The organism is Pseudoflavonifractor sp. MSJ-30 (assembly GCF_018918045.1).
GTDB lineage: Bacteria > Bacillota > Clostridia > Oscillospirales > Oscillospiraceae > Faecousia.
In genome coordinates this window covers 1-22,384 of record NZ_JAHLPU010000009.1, presented here as the reverse complement: position 1 = coordinate 22,384, position 22,384 = coordinate 1, and the positions used below count along the sequence as shown (strand labels likewise).

At 52.0% G+C, this 22,384-nt stretch carries 23 protein-coding genes and 1 tRNA gene; 9 read left to right on the top strand and 15 right to left on the bottom strand.

Translation table 11 applies throughout. From position 1 onward, the window contains the following. Positions 1-137: 137 nt before the first annotated feature. The 13 genes from KQI10_RS01045 to KQI10_RS00985 form a co-directional block, all read right to left on the bottom strand. Positions 138-830 (bottom strand): zf-HC2 domain-containing protein, encoded by a 693-nt coding sequence (locus tag KQI10_RS01045; RefSeq protein ID WP_216565533.1) that lies wholly within the window; start codon positions 828-830, stop codon positions 138-140. Continuing rightward, positions 827-1,288: an RNA polymerase sigma factor gene (locus KQI10_RS01040; RefSeq protein WP_216565532.1), complete on the bottom strand. Its 462-nt coding sequence runs from the start codon at positions 1,286-1,288 to the stop codon at positions 827-829. Before KQI10_RS01040 ends, KQI10_RS01045 begins: the two co-directional genes overlap by 4 nt. A gap of 250 nt (positions 1,289-1,538) precedes the next feature. Further along, positions 1,539-3,197: a recombinase family protein gene (locus KQI10_RS01035; RefSeq protein WP_253285036.1), complete on the bottom strand. Its 1,659-nt coding sequence runs from the start codon at positions 3,195-3,197 to the stop codon at positions 1,539-1,541. Between the two features lie 77 nt (positions 3,198-3,274). After that, positions 3,275-3,649, bottom strand: coding sequence for a hypothetical protein (locus KQI10_RS01030; RefSeq protein WP_216565530.1), 375 nt, complete (start codon positions 3,647-3,649; stop codon positions 3,275-3,277). 27 nt (positions 3,650-3,676) lie between these two features. After that, a complete protein-coding gene (gene mobQ / locus KQI10_RS01025) occupies positions 3,677-5,152 on the bottom strand; it encodes a MobQ family relaxase (protein ID WP_216565536.1) in 1,476 nt (491 codons plus the stop codon). 2 nt (positions 5,153-5,154) lie between these two features. Further along, positions 5,155-5,454 (bottom strand): DUF3847 domain-containing protein, encoded by a 300-nt coding sequence (locus tag KQI10_RS01020; protein ID WP_253285034.1) that lies wholly within the window; start codon positions 5,452-5,454, stop codon positions 5,155-5,157. A gap of 312 nt (positions 5,455-5,766) precedes the next feature. Continuing rightward, on the bottom strand, positions 5,767-7,080 hold the full coding sequence (locus KQI10_RS01015; RefSeq protein ID WP_216565529.1) for an ATP-binding protein: 1,314 nt from the start codon (positions 7,078-7,080) through the stop codon (positions 5,767-5,769). A gap of 59 nt (positions 7,081-7,139) precedes the next feature. Next, positions 7,140-8,189, bottom strand: coding sequence for a hypothetical protein (locus tag KQI10_RS01010; RefSeq protein WP_216565528.1), 1,050 nt, complete (start codon positions 8,187-8,189; stop codon positions 7,140-7,142). A gap of 3 nt (positions 8,190-8,192) precedes the next feature. Continuing rightward, positions 8,193-9,404 carry a DNA cytosine methyltransferase gene (locus KQI10_RS01005; protein ID WP_216565526.1) on the bottom strand — a complete coding sequence of 404 codons (1,212 nt, stop codon included), beginning with the start codon at positions 9,402-9,404 and terminating at the stop codon, positions 8,193-8,195. Beyond that, positions 9,397-9,624, bottom strand: coding sequence for a helix-turn-helix transcriptional regulator (locus KQI10_RS01000; RefSeq protein WP_216565525.1), 228 nt, complete (start codon positions 9,622-9,624; stop codon positions 9,397-9,399). The genes KQI10_RS01005 and KQI10_RS01000 overlap by 8 nt, the downstream gene beginning before the upstream one ends. A gap of 59 nt (positions 9,625-9,683) precedes the next feature. Further along, on the bottom strand, positions 9,684-9,998 hold the full coding sequence (locus tag KQI10_RS00995; protein WP_216565524.1) for a hypothetical protein: 315 nt from the start codon (positions 9,996-9,998) through the stop codon (positions 9,684-9,686). 148 nt (positions 9,999-10,146) lie between these two features. After that, positions 10,147-10,347, bottom strand: a complete 201-nt coding sequence (locus tag KQI10_RS00990) for a helix-turn-helix domain-containing protein (RefSeq protein ID WP_216565523.1) — start codon at positions 10,345-10,347, stop codon at positions 10,147-10,149. 69 nt (positions 10,348-10,416) lie between these two features. Further along, entirely contained in the window at positions 10,417-11,349 is a 933-nt protein-coding gene (locus KQI10_RS00985; protein WP_216565522.1) for an RNA polymerase sigma factor, read from the bottom strand. A 394-nt stretch (positions 11,350-11,743) separates the two neighbouring features. Here KQI10_RS00985 and nikB point away from each other — a divergent pair, with 394 nt between their 5' ends. The 6 genes from nikB (at position 11,744) to KQI10_RS00955 (ending at position 17,154) form a co-directional block, all read left to right on the top strand. Next, positions 11,744-12,685, top strand: coding sequence for a nickel ABC transporter permease (nikB, locus tag KQI10_RS00980; protein ID WP_216565521.1), 942 nt, complete (start codon positions 11,744-11,746; stop codon positions 12,683-12,685). Beyond that, on the top strand, positions 12,682-13,530 hold the full coding sequence (nikC, locus tag KQI10_RS00975) for a nickel transporter permease (RefSeq protein WP_216565520.1): 849 nt from the start codon (positions 12,682-12,684) through the stop codon (positions 13,528-13,530). Before nikB ends, nikC begins: the two co-directional genes overlap by 4 nt. A gap of 4 nt (positions 13,531-13,534) precedes the next feature. Continuing rightward, positions 13,535-14,314 (top strand): ABC transporter ATP-binding protein, encoded by a 780-nt coding sequence (locus tag KQI10_RS00970; RefSeq protein ID WP_216565519.1) that lies wholly within the window; start codon positions 13,535-13,537, stop codon positions 14,312-14,314. A gap of 2 nt (positions 14,315-14,316) precedes the next feature. Further along, entirely contained in the window at positions 14,317-15,081 is a 765-nt protein-coding gene (locus tag KQI10_RS00965; RefSeq protein WP_216565518.1) for an ABC transporter ATP-binding protein, read from the top strand. A gap of 61 nt (positions 15,082-15,142) precedes the next feature. Continuing rightward, positions 15,143-16,726: an ABC transporter substrate-binding protein gene (locus KQI10_RS00960; RefSeq protein ID WP_216565516.1), complete on the top strand. Its 1,584-nt coding sequence runs from the start codon at positions 15,143-15,145 to the stop codon at positions 16,724-16,726. Between the two features lie 218 nt (positions 16,727-16,944). Continuing rightward, a complete protein-coding gene (locus KQI10_RS00955; protein ID WP_216565514.1) occupies positions 16,945-17,154 on the top strand; it encodes a hypothetical protein in 210 nt (69 codons plus the stop codon). A gap of 12 nt (positions 17,155-17,166) precedes the next feature. On the opposite strand, the gene KQI10_RS00950 is transcribed toward KQI10_RS00955, so the two are convergent. Then, positions 17,167-17,242, bottom strand: a tRNA-Pro gene (locus tag KQI10_RS00950). Between the two features lie 109 nt (positions 17,243-17,351). Between KQI10_RS00950 and KQI10_RS00945 the strand changes: the two genes are divergently transcribed. Further along, a complete protein-coding gene (locus KQI10_RS00945) occupies positions 17,352-18,050 on the top strand; it encodes a TraX family protein (RefSeq protein WP_216565513.1) in 699 nt (232 codons plus the stop codon). 141 nt (positions 18,051-18,191) lie between these two features. On the opposite strand, the gene KQI10_RS00940 is transcribed toward KQI10_RS00945, so the two are convergent. After that, a complete protein-coding gene (locus tag KQI10_RS00940; protein ID WP_216565511.1) occupies positions 18,192-18,746 on the bottom strand; it encodes a phosphoribosyltransferase family protein in 555 nt (184 codons plus the stop codon). A 159-nt stretch (positions 18,747-18,905) separates the two neighbouring features. Between KQI10_RS00940 and KQI10_RS00935 the strand changes: the two genes are divergently transcribed. Continuing rightward, on the top strand, positions 18,906-20,309 hold the full coding sequence (locus KQI10_RS00935; RefSeq protein WP_253285033.1) for a Sapep family Mn(2+)-dependent dipeptidase: 1,404 nt from the start codon (positions 18,906-18,908) through the stop codon (positions 20,307-20,309). A 225-nt stretch (positions 20,310-20,534) separates the two neighbouring features. After that, complete coding sequence (locus KQI10_RS00930) at positions 20,535-22,214, top strand: ammonium transporter (RefSeq protein WP_216565509.1); 1,680 nt, start codon at positions 20,535-20,537, stop codon at positions 22,212-22,214. The last annotated feature ends 170 nt before the right edge of the window (positions 22,215-22,384 follow it).

Genomic DNA, 22,384 nt, shown 5'->3' with positions numbered 1-22,384 from the left:
ACCTGTAGGGGCGGCTACCAGCCGCCCGCTGCCTTTCGGAACAGAACGCTAGAATTAAGTGCGTAATTCCGTGAGATAACGGGCGGCAGGTTGCCGCCCCTACAGAAAACCTTATTTTGCAACAGCCCCTCTGTGCGCTATTGCACATGTATCCGCATGTGTTCCTGGTTTTCCGCTTCCGTGGCGGGGGAGATGGTATCCCCCTTTTCCCAGACCAGGATGCAGTTTTCCGGGTCGTTTTTGATGCCCAGGTAGATTTTTTCAGCGGGGACGCGTTCATCGCTCAGCCAGGCGAAGGGGCTGTCCGGGTCGAAGCCGATGCCGGCGCTGCCCATCCGGTGGGGGGTGTCCGTCCGTTTCGCCAGAATGGGGCGGTAGGCGGAGACGTAGGCGTTTCCGTCGCTGCCGATCTCGATGTCGGTGCTGTAATAGTTCAGGTCGTACAGATCGTCATACATGAATTCAACGCATCCGTCGGCGTATTCCACCACGGAGGTCAGCACCAGGTCGTCCTTGCCCATGGGAACGCAGTACCAGTGCCGCAGAAGGTGATTGCCTATGACCAGCAGTGCCAGCGCCCCGGCGACGCCCAGACCAATCCACAGAGTCTTCCGCCGCTCCCGATTCCAGCGCCTCCGGATGGGCGCCAGGGGCTGGGCCTCCCGGGTCAGCGCTTCCGGCTCCGGCTCCGTGTTCAGTTCCTCCAGTATTCTCCGGCAGTCGGCGCATCCGGCGCAGTGGGCCTCCACGGCACGGCGGCTCTCCGGGCTGCATACGTCGTCGTGGTACAGGGGCAAAAGGTCACGGATCATCTCGCAGGGATAATTCATTGCAGTTCCTCCTTGATTTTCAGTCTGGCCCGGTGGTAGGTGACCCGGGCCCAGTTTTCCGTCTTGCCGAAGAGAGTGCCGATCTGCCGGAAGGACAGTTCTCCCAGCACCCGCAGGGAAAAGACCTCCTTGTAAGGCTCCGGCAGAGTATGCAGAATCTGATGAATGGCAAAGGCGGACTCTTTTTGCAGCAGGCCCTCCTCGGGGGAGTCCGTGCGGAGTGCCTGGTTTTCCGGCTCTCTGTGCTTTTTCAAATAGGTAAAATAGGTGTTTTTTGCGATCTGGCACAGCCACACATAGAGCCTGCACTGTCCCCGGAAGGAATCCAGTGCTTTGAGTGCTTTGAAAAAGGTCTCCTGGGTGATCTCCTCCGCAAGGACAGGGTCCCGGCACAGAGTCAGCAGGTATTTGTAGACGTCTTCAAAGTACTGCGTGTAAATAGCCTGATAGTCTTCCATCGCATCGCCTCCTTTGCCTATAAGATACCTTGAAAAGCGTTTTGTTACAAGTTCTCTGATATTTTTTCCTGATTCCGGGCATCCTGAAACCCCCGGGGGGGCTTCCGCCGGAATTTGTTGTGTGCTAATATATTGCCATAACATACCGCCGTCCCTTTCATTTCTTTTACTTGTGAAAAAGCACCGCGCTATGAGGTCGGGGGTCATAAGAAAGTAATATCGTATTTTCTCAGGAACGGCGTGGCTTCGGTCACGCCGTTTCCTGTTCCAGCAGTTCTTCCACGGGGATAAAGCCCACAAGGTCATAGGAAATGCGGATGCCCTGATGCCGCTTGCCGCTGGACTTGTCCGGGGCTTCAATGTAGATCGCCTTGACAAGCTCCCGCAGCGCATAGGGAGTAAGCTCGTCCAAGTCCTCGTATTTGCGTACCCGCTGGATAAACTGCTCCAAGTTTTCAATCTGTCGTTCCTGTACTTCGATTTCCTGCTGCAAAGTCTGAATTTCCACTTTAAGCTGTGCCTGTTCGTCCTCGTAGGCCTTGCTCATCATAGAGAACTTTTCGTCTGTGATGCGCCCTGCCACATTGTCCTCATAAATGCGGATAAACAGACGATCAAGCTCTCCCAGCCGCTTTTCAGCCTGTGCCAACCGCTTCTTGTGTCCGCGGATCGCGGCTTCGCTGGACAGCCGGAGCTTCTGCTCCATGACGGCACGGAAATGATCCTCATACCGACTGACATAGGAAATCACAGTTCTCATGTGCATCCAGACCAATTCTTCCAGAACGACCGCACGGATGAAGTGTGCCGAACAGCTTCCCGTATTGCTGCGGTAGTTGGCGCATACAAAATGATCCTGCCGCTTTTCAAAGTAGTTGGTGGTGCAGTAGCGCATTTTTGCTCCACAATCAGCGCAATAGACCATACCGGAAAACAGGCTGCTTTTGCCCGTCTTTGTCCTGCGGTGCCGCTGCTGGCGAATCTCCTGCACCTTGTCAAAGACCTCCTGCTCAATGATCGCCGGGTGGGTGTTGTAGAAAACTGCCTGTTTTTCAATGGGCGTTTCCCTCTGTTTCTTGTCCCAGATGGAATTGGTGTAGGTCTTGAAATTGACGGTGCATCCCGTGTACTCCCGCCGTTCCAGAATGTGAACGACCGTATTGGTGTTCCAATGGTACGGATCAGCGGTTTCTGGGCTGGGTGTCTTGATGCCCTCGCGCTTCTTGTAGGTGGTGGGGTTAAGTACCTTTTCCTCCTGCAAGAGCTTTGCAATCTGCATCGGACCTCGCCCTTCCATGCACAGCTTGAAAATGCGCTTGACTACCAATGCTGCCGCTTCATCCACAACCCACTTTGTCTTGTCCTCCGGGTCTTTACGGTAGCCGAACGGAACATTGACGGTCAGAGGGACACCGCGCTCGCCCTTTGCCTTATTGACAGCACGGATCTTGCGGCTGGTGTCTTTGGCGAAAAACTCGTTGAACCAGTTCTTGATGCCCGCAATGTCGCTGTCGGTGCTGTTGGGGTCGATGGTGTCAAAATGGTCGTTGATGGCAATATAGCGCACATTGTACTTTGGGAATGTGAAGTTGATATACAGCCCTGTCAGCGAGGAATTACGCCCCAGTCGTGATAGGTCTTTTGTGCAGCAGACTGCCACTCTGCCCGCTTCGATTTCCGCAAGCATGGCTTGAAAGCCGGGACGGTCAAAGTTCGTGCCGCTATACCCATCGTCCACGAAAAAGGTCGGGTTCGGGAAGCGGTGCTCCTTTGCGTATTGGAGCAGGATCATTTTCTGATTCTGGATGCTGTTGGATTCGTCCTCTTTGCCGCCCTTCTTATCCTCTTTCAAATCTTCTACGGATAAGCGGCAGTAAAGCGCGGTGATTTTATCAGTTGCCCGTAACATTTCTGTTTCCTCCTTCAAAGGGGCAACTGCCAGTACAGGATTGGTTGCTTCTATTGTACCAAGAGACTGCGTATTTGTCATTCAGAATCCTCCATCTTTTCTGTAAACTTTTCGCCCATAATACGTTCCATCTTTCTGTCCAGCGTTTCCACGCCGTCATAGCTGCCTGTGACGGTGTAGACTGTGCCGCCGATTTCCTTTTGCAAGGTGAACTCCGGCAGCCAGAATGCGGACAGATTTTTCACGCAGAGATGTCCGTCCTCGTTGAAGTAGCAGTTGTGCCGGGGATGGTCGGGCGGCAGGGGCTGCGGTTTCAGATACGGGTCTGGATTGGAGAAGTAATATTCCGCTGGCTCGTCGTGGTCTGCCTTTTCCCATTCCTCGATTTCTGCCAGCAGATCAGGGTCGATTTCGTGTTCAAATTGCTTATCGGTTTGCTTATCGGTGTTCATAAGTACCTCCTGATTTTTCTGTTCAAATTAGTGTTCAATTTCCTGCTTTTTCTGCCGCGTTGCGGCGTTCTGGCGCTCCTGCTCATGCTGCACCTCGTAGATGTTGTAATGAATTATCCAGAGCTTTTTCGCGTCGACATGGAGCGGCGAAAGCTCCGTCTGAATGTCCCTGTATTCCTGCTCCAGCTGCTTACGTTCCCTGCGCCATGCGGTGATAGGCAGCTTGCCATCTTTGAAGTACGGCTTCAATTTGCGCTCTGCCATGTAGAACGTCCGCAACTCGTTATCGTGTTCGGCTTTGTATTTCTGCCGTGATTTTTCAAAGCGGATGGATTTCAGCTTATCCGCAGCGGGCTTGCCGGATTTGTAGTAGTCCACCATACGCAGCAGCTCGTCCAACTCCTTGATACGAACTTGCTTTGCCGACGCAGATTTTTTCAGCGTATCGATCTTGTCCTGCATGGCGTGAAGCGTACTTTCCAGATCGTCCACGGTATAAAGATTCTTGGATTGCAGAAAGCTGAACGCCTCGGCGTAACGCTGCAAGTTGGCGTTCTTCGCCTTGTTGCTGTACGCGCCCTTGTTGCGATTGGCGCAATGCAGCGCCAGCAGATCGTTCAGCGTGGGTGGCTGGGGCTTGGCAAGCTCAGCTTTTACGTCCTTCAGCCAGCCGATCAGCGCGGTGATCTTTTCCTTTACCTCACGCAGCAGCGCGTTGGTTTTCCGAATGAAACGGTTGAGATCGCCCTTGTCGGTGCGGATGCCCTTTGCCTCCATTGCCCGGACGGTGGGACCTTCGTGCTGGGTGGGGATCTGCTCCACACCCTGACGGGCAAAGCTGCGGTGGTCGATGCGGCAGCCCAAATTCTTCTCTGCGAACTTGGCGTTGCACAGTTCAGCCCATGCCTGCCGCCACGCTTCCAGCGTTTCGGGCTTGCCCCAGTCCGTCGTGGGGACGGCGTTGAACACATAGTTGCCCGCCTCGTCCAGAACACGCTCCCCATGCTCGTCCAGCACATATTCCCGCCGCTGCTTGTTGCCCCATCTGCCGTGTTCGTCCAAAGGGCGAATGGGACACATGACATGAAAGTGCGGATTGGAAATGCCGACGTCCTCCTTGTCGGGAGAATGAACAGCAAAGTCCACCACCATCCCTCGGCTCACAAAGTTCTCCAACAAAAATTGCCTTGCCAGAGCGATATTCTCCTGCATGGAAAACTCGTTCTGCAAGGCAATGTCAAAGCTGTACGCAAGCTGGGCTTTCTTCCCGCGCTCGGCTTTTTCCACCGCGTTCCAGAGCGTTTCACGATCTGCGTACTCCGGCGGGGCGTGGGACGGCAAAAGGATTTCTGAGCAGATCACACCGCCTTTTCGGGTGTAGTCGCTGATCTCGCCGTAGTATTTGCTGTGCAGCTTTTCCCCAGCACGGTAGGCGGCAGCAGCCACGGCAGATTGCCCCGCACTGCGCTTGATCTGCGTCACATGAAAATGAAAGAGTGCGATGGTCAATCACCTCCTGCGTGATGGCTGACGGCTTCCGTGAGCAGCCTTTGCGTGTCCGGCAGAGTAAAGACCTGTTCGGCAAAAGTGTAAAACTCGGCTTCGCTCAAATCCTTTGTCTGCGGTGCGACGCTCTCGATCGCAGCACCGCGGGTGATAAGCCGGTGCGCCCGCTTGCGCCGTTCTCCCTTTGCATAGTAGGCAGCGCGGTTTTCAAGCCGCTGGATTTTGTGCTGCTCCTGCGCAAGCTGCCGCTCGATGTTTTCTTTCTCGGCTTGCAGCTTCTCAATTTCTTTTTCGTGCATGATTTCAACCTCCTGACTGATATAAAAATGGATAGAAAAAGACCGCCTACATTTTCGGTAGACGGTCTGACTTACGGGATGGATTTTTCAGACTTTGCGGTGGGAATGGTCTGCGTCAGCAGACTGTTTCCGCTGCAAAGTGCGCTGGGATAGCTGCTGTGGCAGCGCAAGGGGTGCAGCCCCTTGTTCGGAACAAAGTGACGCAAAACAGCCCGGACATTTGTCTGTCCGGGCTGTCTGCCTCGCAGAGCGCACATACTCCCGTCAGGGGAGTATAGAAGTGCGCCCTTTGTTCCAAAGGGATTTATGTACTTAAATCCCAAGGTAAATTGCCTCATCAATTCTGCAAATAGCTTTACGAATATTTGAGGCAACAAGTGATGACGATTTTTCATATTCGTCATTGTATATTCTTAACATTGTCGCACGAATATACTGATCATGCTTAGCAAAATCCTCTTTTGACAAGCAGCAAAGGGCATCGATACAATACCCCACATCTTCTATCGTTTCTGGAATAGACTCTGTTAGCCACTGTTGACGATAGCACTCCTTCTTTACTCCAGCACTCGTTGCAGATGACGGCAATCTGTTCTGAGGAATAACTTTTCCTTCGAGCCTTTCAATAAGTTTTCCTTTTGCAACACCTCTGCTTGTGGTACTCTTGACCAACGAAATAGCATCTGAAGTTATAATCGAAGCTCTCTGTATGAAAAAGTATATCGGGTAATTTGCGGAAGTTGCAGAACATATCCTTTTGATATATTCTATTGGTTCATCAACTTGCTTGTTTTCCAAAAATACTCGAACAATATCACTGGGTTCAATTGCCCGCACAACTTTTCTTGCCGTTTCTGTTACGATAACTTTTCCGGTAGAGATTTCTGTAATATCACCAATTAGCCGAAGCGTAGGAGTTCCGCCTGTTTCAACGAATTTACCCTCCTGAATAAAAGCAAGCTTTTGGAGGAGTTCACTATCAATTACTACAGAACCATTGGTTCCTGACAGATTACCGGATTTCAAATCCAAAAGTGCAGCGTTTGAAACGCCAATGCGCACAGCCTTTTTTGCAAAGTTTAACCATTGACGTTCTTCGTATCTTCGTGCTTCATCAATAATTGAGGCTAATTCTGCATATCGGATTCGTTCAGAGCGCCCACCATAACGATAATAAATATCGCCTTCCTTTAGGGAGTATTTAGCATTTTGAGCGTCATAATGCTTCTTACAGATGCACGGTTTGCGCATTAACGGGTAAACATATATAACACCAAAACTCATATCATGAAATTCAAACGTGCAATGCTCCCATTTGATTTCGGGAGAAAAGTAGTCAAGCAATGCTTTCGTGAAGTCCTCAACCTTGAGTTCTTCGAATTGAGAAAGGCTTTTATCTTTAAGACCTAACAAACGCCGAGGTTTATCTCCAATACCGAAGAGAATATAACCTCCCTGATTATTAGCGAAAGCTGCCATTGCCTTAAAATATTGCGCCATATTGCCATGATTGTATGATTCCTTAAACTCTATGGTTGTCCCTTCACGATTGATAATGCGTGAAGGTTCTTTAGGACTTACTCGGAAAATGCCTGTGAGATTTTCAAGCGACAACGCATTTCTCATGTTTTTACCTCCTTCCCATAGTTAATCTGTTTATGATATAACCATAAGGCATCATTGCATTACTCAGCAGCCTCATTTCGAGGAATGGAATAACGATTTCCAAATTCATCAGCAATAGTGAAGCAATCCCCGGATGCCGAAAGCCGAATATTGGATGGAGTGGAAAGTCTTACTTCTTCCATTCTACTTATAGGCGGTTTAATGTACTTAATGATGTATTTGCCCATCTCCCTACCTGCACGGTCTGTAAGCATATTCCATGCCTCTTCACCGATTGCGTATCGACCACCTTCCTCAACATACTTTGCTTTGAGACGATCCAAAAGTGGGGACGGTGTTGGATCAAATACTATAAGAACCGGGGTCAATCCAGCTCTGCGAGCTTCATAAGGAAAACTCATTTCCTCACTAAATCGTCCTTGCCCACTGGCCGCAATTGTTACACGCAACTTTAATTCATAAACCTCTCTTGATTCTTCGATATAACAATCAATTTGGCGTCCCTCATTTGTTGGATTGCCATTATCATCAATGCGCTTAACAGGGGAATATCTATGTGACACCGGCTCGCCACCAAGACAACTCGCTAAAATTGGTTCAAATAAATATCCTGTTTCCTGCGCACTGCGGTTATCAATGTCATATATGAGCTTTCGCCAACTCATCCAAGAGAACAACAGTGCATCTTCACAATTCCCGTATTCCAGTAAACACCTCGGCCCTATTTGCTCAGTCAACGGAAATGGTTGAGTTTTTAGAATGTTATAAAACTTAAATCGTCTGCGCCAAAGTTCGGACAGATTTTTCAGATAAAGATATATAACATTTTCTGTGTTGGTAGCACCGGAGAGTTGCAGATAGTTTATAGCGTCTTCCACTGTCATACCAGGTAACTCTGCGACCTTTTCCGGGGTGATTGTATAAAAACTTTCTTTGGCAAGTTGATAAAACGGCTCAGAAAACCAATCCGGCTCATTCTCAAAAATATCCAAGTAAGCAATATGGATAAGCAGAACAACATCTTTTGGCTCGATCTCTACCATAGCAGTACCAGAACCATGCTGTGAAAATGTTTTGTAAAAAACTCGTTGTTGGCGGGTTACTGGCATATTTTATACCTCCATTCGCATTTGCTCATATTCGTGGATTTGTAATGAGCTTAACATTTCGCAAGTTTTTTGCAAGGCAGGGCTCTTGGCGGTTGCCTTAGTTACATCAAATTTTGCCAACGATGGGCGCTCTTCATTGGGTGTATTCTCATCACACTTAATGATTTGCTTTGCCATTTGTTCTGCAAATACAGGTGGGATAGCGTTCCCAATTTGAAGTATTTTCTGTGCGTCCGTTCCGTAAAACGAAAAAGCATCTGGAAATGTCTGTATTCTGGCACATTCTCGGATTGTAAGTGTCCTGTTTTGTGTCGGATGGACAAATTCTGATGGTGCAGCACTTGTTATCGTCAAACACGGCTCATCGTATGATAATCGTTTCAAACCGGATGGTGCACCGCCTCTTTTTTCGGAAGGGGTTCCATCGCATACTCTTCTCGATGCTCTACGCTTGAAAGAGTCATGCTGCAAACTCTGAGGTAAATCTTTCATTGTTTGACCGATCTTTAAAGAAGAGATTCGCTCTAACTGTATTCCTGTTTCTCTTTTTCGAATATGATCGATTTCGGGAATATCACATGACTCCAAATCACTTATTGCATCTCTCAGAGTAAATGATGAATCTTTGTATATTGCTCCTGATGCATGCTCAATAGGTTTAGGAAAATCAAATTCTTTACCTTCGCGATTGCCGACAATAATGACACGTTTTCTTCGCTGCGGTACACCATATTCTTGCATATACACTTTTTTTAAACTCACTGTGTACCCAAGGAGAATCATCTTCTTCATACATTCAACAATATAAGTACCCTTTGCTGTTGTTAATATGCCTTCAACATTCTCCATCATAAACCACCGGGGATAGAATACATCAAGGGCTTGTGCATAATTTTGTACCAACTTATTGCGTGGATCATCCCAAAAACGATTTCCCGCAGTCGTAAAACCTTGACAAGGAGGGCCGCCTATAATTAAATCTAATTCCCCGCGTTTTAATCCGAGATCATTTCGTAGCGTTTGAAAATCACACAGAGCTAAGTCCACATTGCGACAAATGTTATTTCCAAAGTTTGCATTATAAGTTATGATTGCTGGTTCCGCATTTTCAAATGCTGCAAGAATATTAACTCCTGCATTTTTAAATCCTAACGAACACCCACCTGCACCTGCAAATAAACTAATCGCTTTCCATTGTTTCTCTTGATTACTCATTTTCTTGGACTCCATTATCATTCGAGACAAACTCTAGAATCTCATCAGTAGTACAATTTAAGGCAACACAAATTTTCTCTATGCTTTCAAGGGAAATATACTCGTTTCTCTTCAAGCGAGTAATTATATTGGGACTAAACCCCGCCATCGACATAAGTTGAGCGTTTGTCATACGTTTGTCGATCATTCTGTGAAATAATCTGTCATAACATACCGCCATTAACTTACCTCCGCCATATGAAATACTATCTAATAGTGTATCACGAAAGTGTGAATAAATCAACGTAATGATTGCCCCGACTTCTTTACTTTTCCATTTATCCCGTTTGTTTGTGCTCGCTCACTTGCCGCCCTGCGACGTTCCTCGCTATACGGTGCGGTCAGCCGAAAACTCAGCCGCCCTTTCTCAATCTCAAAGGTCAGCCCGCCTTGCTCGTCATCGTCGGTCTGGCGGCAGCATTGCGGGTACTTTGCCGCAAATGCCGCCAGCCGCTTTTTGAGATCGGTGTTGTGGGTCTGCACCTCGATGATGCGACTATGTTCGTCAAAATAAATCACGGTTGTCTTTTGCTTCTTGGTAAGCCCTGTTCTCATAAAACCTCCTGATTTTCGTAGATTTTTCCCAACTCTTGAATTGGAAAAGTGATGCGATTTTTCGATGGAAACGCCCCAAACGATGCGGAGTACATTTCACATTGTCCTATCGGCTGATTTATCACTTTTCCAGCTCTTGACCGTGTTTTCACGGTTTCCGATTCGTGCGGCTTTTCAGCCACTCTACCAGCTCAGTTTTCATCACCAATTTGCGTCCGCCGATCCGCAAGGTCGGGAAGTCCGGGCTGCTCAAAAGGTTGTATGCGCCCGCTTTGGAAATCTGCAACGCTTCCGCAAGCTGCTTTGCGTCCATCACATCGGGCATGGCTTCAAATGGTTCTCTGCCCATAAACTCTCCTTTCCCGCATGAAAAAGCAGCAGCTACCATTTCGGTAACTGCTGCCGCTTCTGCGTCTGTTTACTTGTCCAAATACTTCTGATACTCCGCTGTCACATAATCCTCATAAGCACCGGCGATCTTGGCGATCCGCTTATGGACTGCGCTGGCGGTCTTGTAGCCAACCTTGTCTGCAATTTCCTGTTCGGTCAAGCCGTCCATGCGCAGCTTCAATATCTCCCGGTCTTTCCCGCTAATGCTCTGCTCGGCAAAGGCTGCGATCTGCATTTTGGAAATGACTTTCTGTTCAAACTCGCCGCGAGGATCAGCGACCTCAAAAATATCGCCGTCCTCGGTCTCCATCATCTCGTCAAGAGAAATAGCCTTGCCGGAGCGGTTATGATGCCACTTCCGCATGAAATCCGTCTTAACGGTGCTGCTGGTAGTTTCGTAGTCCTCCACGGTGCGATTCTCCCAGATCGCGTCAATCATTGGCTGCCAGTTCTGTTCCGCAATCACCATGTCGGTGACATTGCCGATCAGATTGCTGAACTGCTGATAGGTCAGCCAGGGCACTTCCACGCCCTGCGGGATGTTGTATAGGTTTTGGAAACCCAGCCCGTTCTGCTCGAACTTCATTCGGATGTAGGGGATGATGCTGTACGACAGCCTCCACAAGGGAAAATACCCTGCATACTGATTCCAGTTGCCGGGAATGTCACGGTAGTTGCTCTTGCGGTCTTTCACTTGGAAAAACTGCCATGCGCACCATGCGTAGCAATCCCACACAAGCAGCTTGAACATATCATCACATACGATGTGGTCATATTTGTCCGTCCGCAAGACCTCATACGGGCAGCGGGGCAGCTCATAGGCTGGTCTCCATTTCTCCGCAAGCTCTCGCGGCAAGCTGTAAAACAGCGTCAGCCATGATTTTTCGCTGTCCTGCGGTATCTTGATGATCTCACCGGGCAGCACCACAAGAAAACCTTTCGGGCCCGTCTGCTTGTCCATCAGCGTCACCTCCAATCGCTTCTGTATTCAGCCCTCTACTATATATGGCATGAGAAGGGCCGAATTGTTCCAATGTTTCCAAAGTTTTTTGAGATTTTTTGAAAAAATCTCAGAATGGATGGGATAGGATTGATTTAAGGCAATTATACCTGAAAGCTGTGAATAAATCCATTGCTTTTCGTGACGGCAAAAAAATAACGGGTATCCGGCTTTCACCAGATACCCGTTATTTCGTTGCCAACCCTGCCTGACAGATGCCATAATCGTAATTTTTAGAATTACTGTCTTATGAGCACCCATGCTGGGATGCGCGGTATTTTTTTCACAATGAGACAGGACGCGGTAACGGGTTTTCCACAAGTGCTGTGGAAAACCAAAACAAGGGGATATTGATTTGAAGAAATATATTGGCAAACGCCTGCTGCAGCTGATCCCGGTGCTGTTGGGCATTACATTCTTATCTTTTGCGATGATGCGCCTGGCTGGCAGCGATACGGTCACAGAGATGTACGGCGACAAAGGCGCGGTGTCCCAGCAGATCATCGATGCCAAACGGGCAGAGCTGGGGCTGGACCGGCCCTTCCTCGTCCAGTACGGCAGCTGGCTAAAGGGACTTCTCACGGGAAACATGGGCGTGAGTTATGTCTCCGGAAAGAATGTGTTTCAAACCTTTGTGTCCAAGCTGCCGGCAACATTGCTGCTGACGGCGCTGTCTATTGTGGCCACGGTGGTAATCTCCATTCCGTTGGGGATTTTGGCGGCAGTAAAGCATGACCGGTTTACGGACTATTTTCTGCGGGTTTTCAGCTTTGTGGGAAACAGCCTGCCCAATTTCTTTGTGGCCCTGCTTCTCATGCAGCTGTTTTCCATTCGTTGGAAGCTGCTGCCGGTGATTTCCAAGGGAACCACGGTGCAAAGCGCCGTTCTGCCAACCCTGACTCTGGCCATTGCCATGTCCGCCAAGTACATGCGGCAGGTGCGGGCCACGGTGCTGGAGGAACTGAACAAGGACTATGTGCTGGGAGCCAAGGCCAGAGGCGTTCGGGGAAGCGTGACCCTGTGGAAAAGCGTTCTCAAGTCCTCCATGCTGACCATCGTCACCCTTTTGGCTCTGTCCATCGGCAGCCTTCTGGGCGGTACAGCCATTATTGAGAGCATCTTCATGTGGGACGGTGTGGGGAAGCTGGCGGTGGATTCCATCACCATGCGGGACTATCCCATGATTCAGGCCTATGTGGTCTGGATGGCCATTATCTATGTGATGGTGAACCTGATTACAGACATTCTCTACCATGTTCTCGACCCGAGAATTCGATTGGGGGTGCAGGAGGGATGAGCGAGGTAACCGTTCGCAAGCAAAAGCTCCGTAAAAACACGGTCAAAATGCGCTTGATTATTTTTGGAACCCTGGCGGTTCTGCTGGTTGTTTGCTCCTTCTTTTCCGCTTATCTCACGCCCTACGACCCCTATTTGCAGGATCTTTCCATTGCCAAGCAGGCCCCCAGTGCCCAGCACCTTTTGGGCACGGATCGGTATGGACGGGATATGCTGTCCCGTGTCATTGCGGGCAGTCGGGCCAGTATTTTTTCCACCCTTTTGCTGGTAGCAATCATCACTGCCCTGGGAACGGCGGTGGGTGTTACCTGCGGCTGGACCGGCGGCTGGGTGGATACGGTGCTGATGCGTATTTCTGACGTATTTCTGGCCTTTCCGGGCCTTGTATTCGCTCTGGCGGTGGCGGGTTCTCTGGGCGGCGGACTGCAAAACGCCATTATCGCTCTGGTGGCCATTTCCTGGCCCAAGTACGCACGGATCGCCAGAAGCCAGACCCTTGCCCAAAAGGAGACCCAGTGGATGAAAGCGGTGCGGCTTTCCGGCAGCGGCACTGGGAAAATCATTCTCAAGCACATCCTGCCCAATATTCTGGGGCCGATTTTGGTCACTTCCATGTTGGACATTGGCACCATGATGATGGAATTGGCGGCTCTCAGCTTCCTGGGGTTGGGAGCCAAGCCTCCCATTCCTGAATGGGGCAGCATGATGAGCGACACCCGGAGCCTGATGACCACCTCCCCCTGGATCACGTTCAGCCCCGGCATCGCCATCTTTATTGCGGTGATGATTTTTAACCTGCTGGGCGACACCATCCGGGACTATGCGGATCCCAAGAGCCGGAGGTGACGATATGGAAGAATTATTAAGATACGAGCATGTGGACATCTCCTATTTGGGAGTGCCCACGGTCCGGGATGTGAGCTTCACACTGGCCCCGGGAGAAATACTGGGTATTGTAGGAGAGAGCGGCAGCGGCAAATCCACCCTCATCAAGGCGGCTATGGGTCTGCTGGAGACCGAGGGCTGTGTCACCCGGGGAGATATCTGGTACAAGGGGAAGAATCTTCCGGATTTGCCCCAAAAGGAACTTCGCAAGCTCTGCGGTCCGGAATTGGGCTATATCTTCCAGAGCGCGGGCAGTTCCTTCTGTCCCATCCGGACCGTGGGAGTCCAGCTATACGAAACCATGCGGGAGCATGAACGGATTTCCAAGGCGGATTTTGAAGCCCGGGCCATGGAAATGCTGCAAAAGCTGGGATTTGAGAACGGAAAACGCATTCTGGAGAGCTATCCCTTTGAGCTTTCCGGCGGTATGCAGCAGCGCATTGGCATTGCGGCGGCCATGCTGCTGAAGCCCAGTGTTCTGTTTGCGGATGAGCCTACCTCCGCTCTGGATGTGACCATTCAGAAGCAGGTGGTGGAGGAAATGCTGCTGGTGCGGAAGACCTTTGGAACGGCCATCGTTCTGGTGGCCCACAATTTGGGCGTTATTGGTGCCATGGCGGATCGGGTTTTGGTGTTAAAGGACGGAGAAGCCGTGGAATACGGAAAAACCCAGGAGGTCCTGACGAATCCCCAGGCGGACTACACCAAGGCACTGCTGGCTGCCGTGCCGAAGCTGCGGAGGTAACCATGGAACCGATTTTGAAAGTTGAAAACCTGACCAAAGTCTTTTCCCGGCAAGGCCGGGAGGATTTTACGGCGGTAAAGGGCATCTCCTTTGACCTGCTTCCCGGGGAGTGTCTGGCCATCATTGGCGAAAGCGGCAGCGGCAAAACCACCGCCGTCAATATGATCTCCCGGCTGGTGGATGTCACCTCCGGGAAAATCACCCTGGACGGGCGGGACATCACCCACTTGAGGGGAAAAGAACTTCATGGGGTTTACAGAACCATGCAAATGGTGTTTCAGACCCCTACGGAATCCTTTGACCCCCGCCGCACCCTGGGGGACGGTATCGGAGAGAGCCTGCGCAACGCCGGTGTTTCCCGGAAGAAAACCCGGGAAAGGGTGGAAACCCTGCTGGAAAAATGCGGCCTGCCAAGGGAATTCGCGGACCGCTACCCCCATCAGGTCAGCGGTGGCCAATGCCAGCGGGCGGCCATTGCCAGAGCCTTGGCCATTGAACCAAAGCTGCTCATCTGTGACGAGGCCACCTCAGCATTGGATGTGACCGTGCAGAAGGAGATCATCGATCTGTTGAAGTCGCTCCGGGCCCGGCAGGGCCGGAACCTGTCCATCCTGTTCATCTGCCACGACATTTCTCTGGTTCAGCAGTTTGCGGACCGGGTGCTGGTGATGTATCACGGGCGTATTGTGGAGGAGGGGACTCCCGATGACGTGATTTGCAACCCCAAAAACGACTATACAAGGCGACTGATCGACAGCATATTGTAAGCCAACGGTCTGCCCCCAAAAAATGTGCGCGGCAGTACCGTTTTCAGAAAGAAGGTAACTTATGAAGAAAACAATTGCTTTTCTCTTGACAGCCTGTCTGCTCCTGCTGATGCTGGCCGGCTGCGGCAGCGGCAAATCCGGGACGGAAACGACTACCCAGAGCGGCAGCACGGCCCAGACCGCCGCAAAGAAGACCATGGTCATCGGTGACACCACCTTTAACTCCGAGAATTGGGAAGAGACTGTTGACCCCCACCGGACCTACAATGGCTGGGCCAGCATCCGCTACGGCGTGGGCGAAACGCTGGTTCACTACACCGACACCATGGAGCTGGAGCCCTGGCTGGCGACAGACTGGACAAACGACGGCAACTGCACCTGGACCGTTACGCTCCGGGAGGGTGTGAAGTTCTCCTCCGGCCGGATGATGGACGGCGCGGCGGTAAAGCAGTGCCTGGAGCATCTGCTGGAAAACCACGACCGAGCTCCCGGCGACACCAAAATCGTGGATGTCCAGGCAGACGGCCAGGTATTGACCATTACCACCAGCGAACCCAACCCCGCCCTGATGAACTATCTGGGAGATCCCTACGGCTGCATCATTGATGTGGATGCCTCTGACTTTGATAACGGTATTGTGGCCGGTACCGGCCCCTATGTGGTCAAGGAGCTGGTTACGGACGACCATCTGACTCTGGTTCCCAATACGTATTATTGGGACGGAACGCCCAAGCTGGACGAGCTGACCATCCGCACCCTTAGCAACGGCGATACCCTGTCCGCCGCCTTGCAGGCCGGGGATATCGATGCTGCCTACGGCATGGCCTATGAAGCCTACCCCAATTTTGAAAACGGCGGCTATCAGTTCTCCGCCATCCAGACCTCCCGGGCGTTCTTTGGCTCCATGAATATGACCAGCCCCGTCATTCAGGATGCCGCCGTCCGCAAGGCCATCGCCATGGGCATCAACAAAGAGGGCTTTGTAAAGACCCTGCTGGATGGCCACGGAGTCCCCGCCAACGGTGCTTTTCCTGACGGGTTCAGTACTTTCGGCGGTGAGCATGTAAAGACGGAGACCTATGATCCCGAAGGGGCTAAGGCCATTCTCGAAGAAGCCGGTTGGGTAGACTCTGACGGCGACGGCATCCGGGAGAAGGACGGCGTAAAGCTTACCATCCGTTGGCTGACCTACCCCAGCCGTCAGGAGCTTCCCCTGCTTGCCGAGTCTGCTCAGGCCTCTTTGAAAGAAATCGGCATGGACGTGGACATCAACTGCACCGCCAACCGCCGGGAATTTCTGGCGGATATGGACAGTTGGGACATTTACGCCTCTGCTTTGGTCACAGCACCATCCGGCGATCCTCAGTATTTCTTCACCACCTCCTGCGTCCCCGGCATGAGCTACAACTTCGGTGCCTATGACAACCCGGAGGTCACGGCCCTGATTGAAGAACTGTCCAAGGAATTTGACATTGCCAAGCGGGGTGAGATAGCCGTAAAACTCCAGCAGATGATTCTGGACGACAACGCCTATGTGTTCTGCTCCTTCCTGCAGATGAACATGATTTCCGGGGAAAATGTAAAGAACTACACTGCCCACGCCTGTGACTACTACCAGGTAACGGCAGAGCTGGACATTGAATAAGCTTTTGCGGACGGCAGGGCTGCCGTCCGTAAACTGGATATCAATGAGAATATACTGAATATGTCTACAACTTGATGATCTGCAGGAAGCCCGGTTCAGTACAAGACCGAACTGGGCTTCCTGTAGATATTCTTTTTAAGTGCCTACTATTGCTTGACAAGAGCAAAGCAGGATGCCCGGAGCGTAACTGTTAGGTAAGCCTCCCGTTACAGGAAGATATGATCCATGATGGAGTAGAGCTGATTGGCGTTGAAGCGCCGGCTATTTGTGCCGCGTTGGCAACGCAGCGTTTTTCTCATCCTCAGCTTCATACCCACATAAATGGTGTTGAAAGTCAGCCCATTCAGAGCCCTGATTTTTCTGTTACCTATGAACTTTGCGGGAAACAAAAAGCAGAGTGTCCATTACAGGATACTCAGATCCTATAAGGACACTCTGCTTGGTCCGAGTGACAAGATTCGAACTTGCGGCATCCTGCTCCCAAAGCAGGCGCGCTACCAGCTGCGCTACACCCGGATTCAGTTCGTATTATACAGGATTCCGGCCCAAAAAGCAATAGCAATTTATTTGGGTTTACTTTCAGAACGGGGAGATGGTATAATGGCTCCAAAAGGAGGCGCTGCGTATGAAAAAACGGGGGTTATTGTGCCAGGAGTGGCTGAAGGGGATTGCCTGCCTGACCATGCTGATCGATCACATGGCGGTAGTGTTCGGGCTGCCTATGTGGCTGCGGGTAATCGGACGGCTGGCGTTCCCGATTTACTGCTTTCTGATTGCGGAGGGGATTGCGCATACAGGAAACGCGGGGAAGTACTTCCTGCGGCTTGGGATTATGGCGGTGCTGTCGGAGCCGATTTACGACTTTGTGCTGTATGGGAACCGGAATATCTGGCTACATCAGAATGTGCTGTGGCTGCTTCTTCTGGGCGCGGTGATGCTTTTCCTGTTGGAAAAGGGAAAGCAGCCGGTTGAGAAGCTCCTGGTTGTGGCATCCTGTTATTTTCTGGCGGACTGGTTGCACCTGAGTTATGGCGGGGATGGTATTCTGCTGATGGCTCTGTTTGGTCTCACCAGAGGCGTTCCCGGAGGCGTCTGGATCCAGACAGCAGGAATGCTGCTGATCAACGGCATGATGTCCAGCGCCTGTATTGTGATTTTTGGCGTCAGCGTGTCCGTTCAGCTTTTCGGCGCGCTGGCCATGGCACCCATAGCCCTGTATTCCGGGCAGAAGCGCACGAAAAGCCGGGCGATGTCCTGGGCGTTTTACATCTTCTACCCGCTGCATCTGCTCATCTTGTATGGGCTGTTCATGTGGCTGGGGTAAGCCTGTTCCCAAAATGAGGCCCTTGCAGCCTGGATTACTGGCTGCAAGGGCCTTTCCTTGTTTGGCGTGACTGCAATGCGGAGTTGGCTATCCGCAGCGATGTGGAGTGGTTCAATGAAGGCAGGGGAAACAGCGCTTCGTTTACGCCTTAACCGTCCCGTCCGGGTTGAACAGGGGCAGGGGCTCCAGGTAGATGATGTCGTCCCGCTTCTGGGCGTCGCCCTCGGCCAGAATGGCCATGCGGCCGCAGATGATGCCGCCGGCCTTTTCAACCAGGGCCTCCAGAGCGCTCAGGCTCTCACCGGTGGAGATCACGTCGTCCAGAATCAGGACGCGCTTGCCGTTGATGAGCTTGGCGTCAGCGCCGTCCAGGTACAGGTGCTGCTCCCGGTCGGTGGTGATGGAACGGACGGCCACGCCGAAGGTGTCCCGCATGTACAGCTTGGAACCCTTCCGGGCAACAAAGTACTTAGCGTCGCCGGCCTGACGGGCCATTTCGTGGGCGAGAGGAATGCCCTTGGCTTCGGCGGTGATGATGTAGTCATATTCGGGGGCCTTTTTCAGCAGCTCCCGGGCACAGGCCACGGTCAGCTCCTGGTCGCCGAAAATGACAAAACCGGCAATGGACAGGTTCTCATTGACAGGACAAATGGGCAGGTCCCGCTTGAGGCCCGCAACGGTCATGGAATAGTACATGGATAAACGCTCCTTGTCTATATAGAAGATACTGCTATTATATCGTCTGCCGCGGAAAAGGTCAAGGATTTCGCCTTGATTTCAGAGGCTCTTGTGTGGGATATCATTGCTTTTTTTATCAAACACGCTATAATGAAGAAAAAACAGGAGGAGTAAATCATGACTGTGGAAGAAAAAATCAGACACTGGATGCATGGACGGGAGGACGAGCTGGTAGAGGCGCTTGCGCCGCTGATTGCGGCGGAGTCCACCCGCTCTGAGGCAAAGCCTGGGATGCCATTTGGCGAAGGCCCCGCCAAGGCGCTGGACAGGGCGCTGGAGCTGGCACGGCGCTGGGGCTTCCGGACGGAAAACCACGAAGGGTATGTGGGAACCGCCGATTTGAACGAGCATGCGGACGGCCTGCACATTCTGGCGCACCTGGATGTAGTCGGCGCGGGGGATGGCTGGGATACGGATCCCTATTGCCTGGTGCGGGATGGCGACCTTATTTATGGCCGGGGTACGGATGATGATAAGGGGCCCCTTGTGGCGGCGCTTCTTGCCATGCGCTGCGTCCGGGAGCTGGGCATCCCGCTGACGAAAAATGTCCGGCTCATTATGGGCACGGACGAGGAATCCGGCTCCGAGGATATCGAGCACTATTACGCGTCCCATCCGTTTGCGCCCTATTCCCTGTCTCCTGACGCGGATTTTCCTGTAACCAATATTGAGAAAGCCCACTATTGTCCCAGATTCTCCGCGTCCTGGAAGAGAACGGAGGCTCCTGGGATCCGCGTTTTGGCACTGAATGGCGGCATCCGAGTGAATGTGGCTCCGGCCAACTGCACATGCCTGCTGGAAAACGCGGACAAGGCTCAGCTGGAGGCTGTGCTGAAGCAGGTATCCGGGGAGACCGGCGTCTCCCTGTCGGCGGAATTCCAGGGCAATACCGCAAAAATCACCGCCGTGGGTGTCCAGGCCCATGCGTCTACGCCGGACGAGGGCAAAAACGCCATTACGGCGACTTTGCAGGCACTGTGCGCCTTGCCTTTGGCGGAGGGAGCCGCGGAGAAGACTGTCCGGCAGCTCCACGAATGCTTCCCCTATGGGGATAACCGGGGCAAAGCAATGGGTATTGCTATGGAAGACAAGGTCTCCGGCTGCTTGACGTTGACCTTCTCTATGGTGCATCTGGATACAGAAGGCTTCTGGGGGATTTTCGATTCCCGGGATCCCCTGTGCGCAACGGAGGAGAATACCTGTCGGGTAACTGAAGCGCGCATGGCCGCCTTCGGCTGGAAATGTGAAGGCAAGCTGGGTCCTGCCCATGCGGTCGATGGGAATTCGGACTTTATCAAGACGCTGCTGTCTGCCTATGAGACTTATACGGGCCGCAAGGGCTATTGCGAAGCGATTGGCGGAGGCACTTATGTCCACGAGATTCCCGGCGGCGTGGCTTTCGGCGCTGGGGAACATGACTTTGATTCCCACCTCCACGGGGCAAATGAACGGGCCAGAATCAACCAGCTGCTGAAAACGGCAATGATTTATGCGCTGGTTATCGGAAACCTCTGTGCGTGATTTGCAAGACTTCATTGTGAGACTTTCAAAATGATAGGAGATAATGGTAAATAATTCATGCATTTCGACAAAAATCAGAAAGCACTGTTGACATTTCATGAATTGTGAGTATACTGACCCTATCAAGCAAAGGCGCTGATCCCGGCAAAGGGACCAGCGCCTTTTTGATTTGAGTGGCCATTCGAGTCTTTGCTATTGATGGAAATAAGCAAGGAGGAAAGAGTTATGGAATATTCATCCGTTAACACCATTTGGGTTCTGCTGGGTGCGGCCCTGGTGTTCTTTATGCAGGCCGGTTTCGCCATGTGTGAGGCGGGCTTTACAAGGGCAAAGAATACGGGCAATATCCTGATGAAAAACCTGATGGATTTCTGCATCGGTACGCCTTGTTTCTGGCTGGTGGGCTTCGGCGTTATGTTTGGCGCGGGTACGGCTGTTTTCGGAAAGCTGGATCCTTTGATCCTTGGGGATTACAGCCACATCCTTCCCGGCGGCGTGCCTCAGTGGGCCTTTGTAATCTTTCAGACCGTGTTTTGTGCAACCTCTGCCACCATTGTTTCCGGCTCTATGGCAGAGCGGACCAAGTTCTCGGCCTACTGTATTTACTCCGCCTGTATATCTCTGTTTTTATATCCCATTTCCGGCCATTGGATCTGGGGCGGCGGTTGGCTGAGCGAGCTGGGCTTCCATGATTTTGCGGGGTCTACGGCAGTGCATATGGTTGGCGGAGTCTGCGCCTGCGTGGGCGCGGCGATGTTGGGGCCACGGTTGGGAAAGTACGATGCCGAGGGCAAGCCCCAGGCCATCCTCGGACACAACCTTTCCATTGCGGCCCTGGGGGTGTTCATTCTCTGGTTTTGCTGGTTTGGTTTCAACGGCTGCTCCACGGTGGCAATGGATTCTGATGCCGCGATGATCTCTGCGGGATTGGTATTTTTCAACACCAATATGGCGGCGGCGGTAGCCTGCGTCACAACTTTGATTTTTACCTGGCTGCGCTATGGAAAGCCGGATGTGTCCATGACGTTCAATGCCGCGCTGGCAGGACTGGTGGGCATTACCGCCGGGTGCGATATGGTGTCTCCCGTGGGGGCGGCGATCATAGGCATTGTCTGTGGTTTCCTGATCGTTCTGTCCGTGGAATTCTTCGATAAGGTTGTGAAGATCGACGATCCTGTGGGCGCGATTTCCGTTCATGGCGTATGCGGCGCTACCGGTACAATTCTGACAGGGCTGCTGGCAACCGATGGCGGTCTGCTCTACGGCGGCGGCTTTCACTTCCTGGGTGTGCAGCTCCTGGGTGTTGCCAGCGTGGCTGCTTATACGGCGGTTGTGATTTTTCTGGTGTTTACGGTTATCAAAAAGACGATTGGCCTGCGCTGCACGCCAGAGGAAGAGATTGAGGGGCTGGATATTTCCGAGCACGGTCTGGCTTCCGCGTATGCGGACTGGGTCCCTGCTACATCCATGGTTTTGAATGGGACTGACGCGGACGCAGTCCCAGCTTCCACGGTGGCGGAGGAACCGGCGCCCGCAAGACCGGATGGGACAAAGATGACCAAGCTGACCATTGTGTGCAGCCAGAACCGCTTTGAAGCGTTGAAGGCGGCAATGTCGCAGATCGGTGTGACCGGCATGACTGTTACCCAGGTTATGGGCTGCGGTGTTCAGAAGGGAAAAACCGAATTCTATCGTGGAATTCCCGTAAACATGAATTTGCTGCCAAAGCTGAAGGTGGATATCGTTGTTTCTACCGTTTCGCCGCAGGCGGTGATTGCTGCGGCAAAGAGTGCCCTCTATACTGGCCGCCCAGGCGACGGGAAGATTTTCCAGTATGATGTCGAGCGGGTCGTTCGGATCCGAACCGGAGAGACGAATGTGGCCGCTCTGGCCGACGAGGCGTAATTCTGCTTCTAATACCAATTTGCTAAAGAGCCGGACTGTCCTATTGGGTGGTCCGGCTCTTTAGCCTGTTTAGAAAAATGTTAAAAAGAGGGTTGACAAATGGGGCGCGGGGTGGTATCATATGCAAGCTGTCCGATGAACGGCTTCCAAAAAGCCCGGAGGACCGCAAA

Bases quoted from the DNA above. Each gene is read 5' to 3' on its own strand.
- KQI10_RS01040 (WP_216565532.1), bottom strand. From the start codon at position 1,288: ATGGAAGACTATCAGGCTATTTACACGCAGTACTTTGAAGACGTCTAC.
- KQI10_RS00955 (WP_216565514.1), top strand. From the start codon at position 16,945: ATGATCCATGATGGAGTAGAGCTGATTGGCGTTGAAGCGCCGGCTATT.
- KQI10_RS01020 (WP_253285034.1), bottom strand. From the start codon at position 5,454: ATGCACGAAAAAGAAATTGAGAAGCTGCAAGCCGAGAAAGAAAACATC.
- KQI10_RS00990 (WP_216565523.1), bottom strand. From the start codon at position 10,347: ATGGGCAGAGAACCATTTGAAGCCATGCCCGATGTGATGGACGCAAAG.
- KQI10_RS00965 (WP_216565518.1), top strand. From the start codon at position 14,317: ATGGAACCGATTTTGAAAGTTGAAAACCTGACCAAAGTCTTTTCCCGG.
- KQI10_RS00995 (WP_216565524.1), bottom strand. From the start codon at position 9,998: ATGAGAACAGGGCTTACCAAGAAGCAAAAGACAACCGTGATTTATTTT.
- KQI10_RS01035 (WP_253285036.1), bottom strand. From the start codon at position 3,197: ATGTTACGGGCAACTGATAAAATCACCGCGCTTTACTGCCGCTTATCC.
- nikC (WP_216565520.1), top strand. From the start codon at position 12,682: ATGAGCGAGGTAACCGTTCGCAAGCAAAAGCTCCGTAAAAACACGGTC.
- KQI10_RS00935 (WP_253285033.1), top strand. From the start codon at position 18,906: ATGACTGTGGAAGAAAAAATCAGACACTGGATGCATGGACGGGAGGAC.
- KQI10_RS01045 (WP_216565533.1), bottom strand. From the start codon at position 830: ATGAATTATCCCTGCGAGATGATCCGTGACCTTTTGCCCCTGTACCAC.
- KQI10_RS00970 (WP_216565519.1), top strand. From the start codon at position 13,535: ATGGAAGAATTATTAAGATACGAGCATGTGGACATCTCCTATTTGGGA.
- KQI10_RS00945 (WP_216565513.1), top strand. From the start codon at position 17,352: ATGAAAAAACGGGGGTTATTGTGCCAGGAGTGGCTGAAGGGGATTGCC.
- KQI10_RS01030 (WP_216565530.1), bottom strand. From the start codon at position 3,649: ATGAACACCGATAAGCAAACCGATAAGCAATTTGAACACGAAATCGAC.
- KQI10_RS00985 (WP_216565522.1), bottom strand. From the start codon at position 11,349: ATGGACAAGCAGACGGGCCCGAAAGGTTTTCTTGTGGTGCTGCCCGGT.
- KQI10_RS01005 (WP_216565526.1), bottom strand. From the start codon at position 9,404: ATGAGTAATCAAGAGAAACAATGGAAAGCGATTAGTTTATTTGCAGGT.
- KQI10_RS01010 (WP_216565528.1), bottom strand. From the start codon at position 8,189: ATGCCAGTAACCCGCCAACAACGAGTTTTTTACAAAACATTTTCACAG.
- KQI10_RS01015 (WP_216565529.1), bottom strand. From the start codon at position 7,080: ATGAGAAATGCGTTGTCGCTTGAAAATCTCACAGGCATTTTCCGAGTA.
- KQI10_RS00960 (WP_216565516.1), top strand. From the start codon at position 15,143: ATGAAGAAAACAATTGCTTTTCTCTTGACAGCCTGTCTGCTCCTGCTG.
- KQI10_RS00930 (WP_216565509.1), top strand. From the start codon at position 20,535: ATGGAATATTCATCCGTTAACACCATTTGGGTTCTGCTGGGTGCGGCC.
- KQI10_RS00940 (WP_216565511.1), bottom strand. From the start codon at position 18,746: ATGTACTATTCCATGACCGTTGCGGGCCTCAAGCGGGACCTGCCCATT.
- KQI10_RS01000 (WP_216565525.1), bottom strand. From the start codon at position 9,624: ATGGCGGTATGTTATGACAGATTATTTCACAGAATGATCGACAAACGT.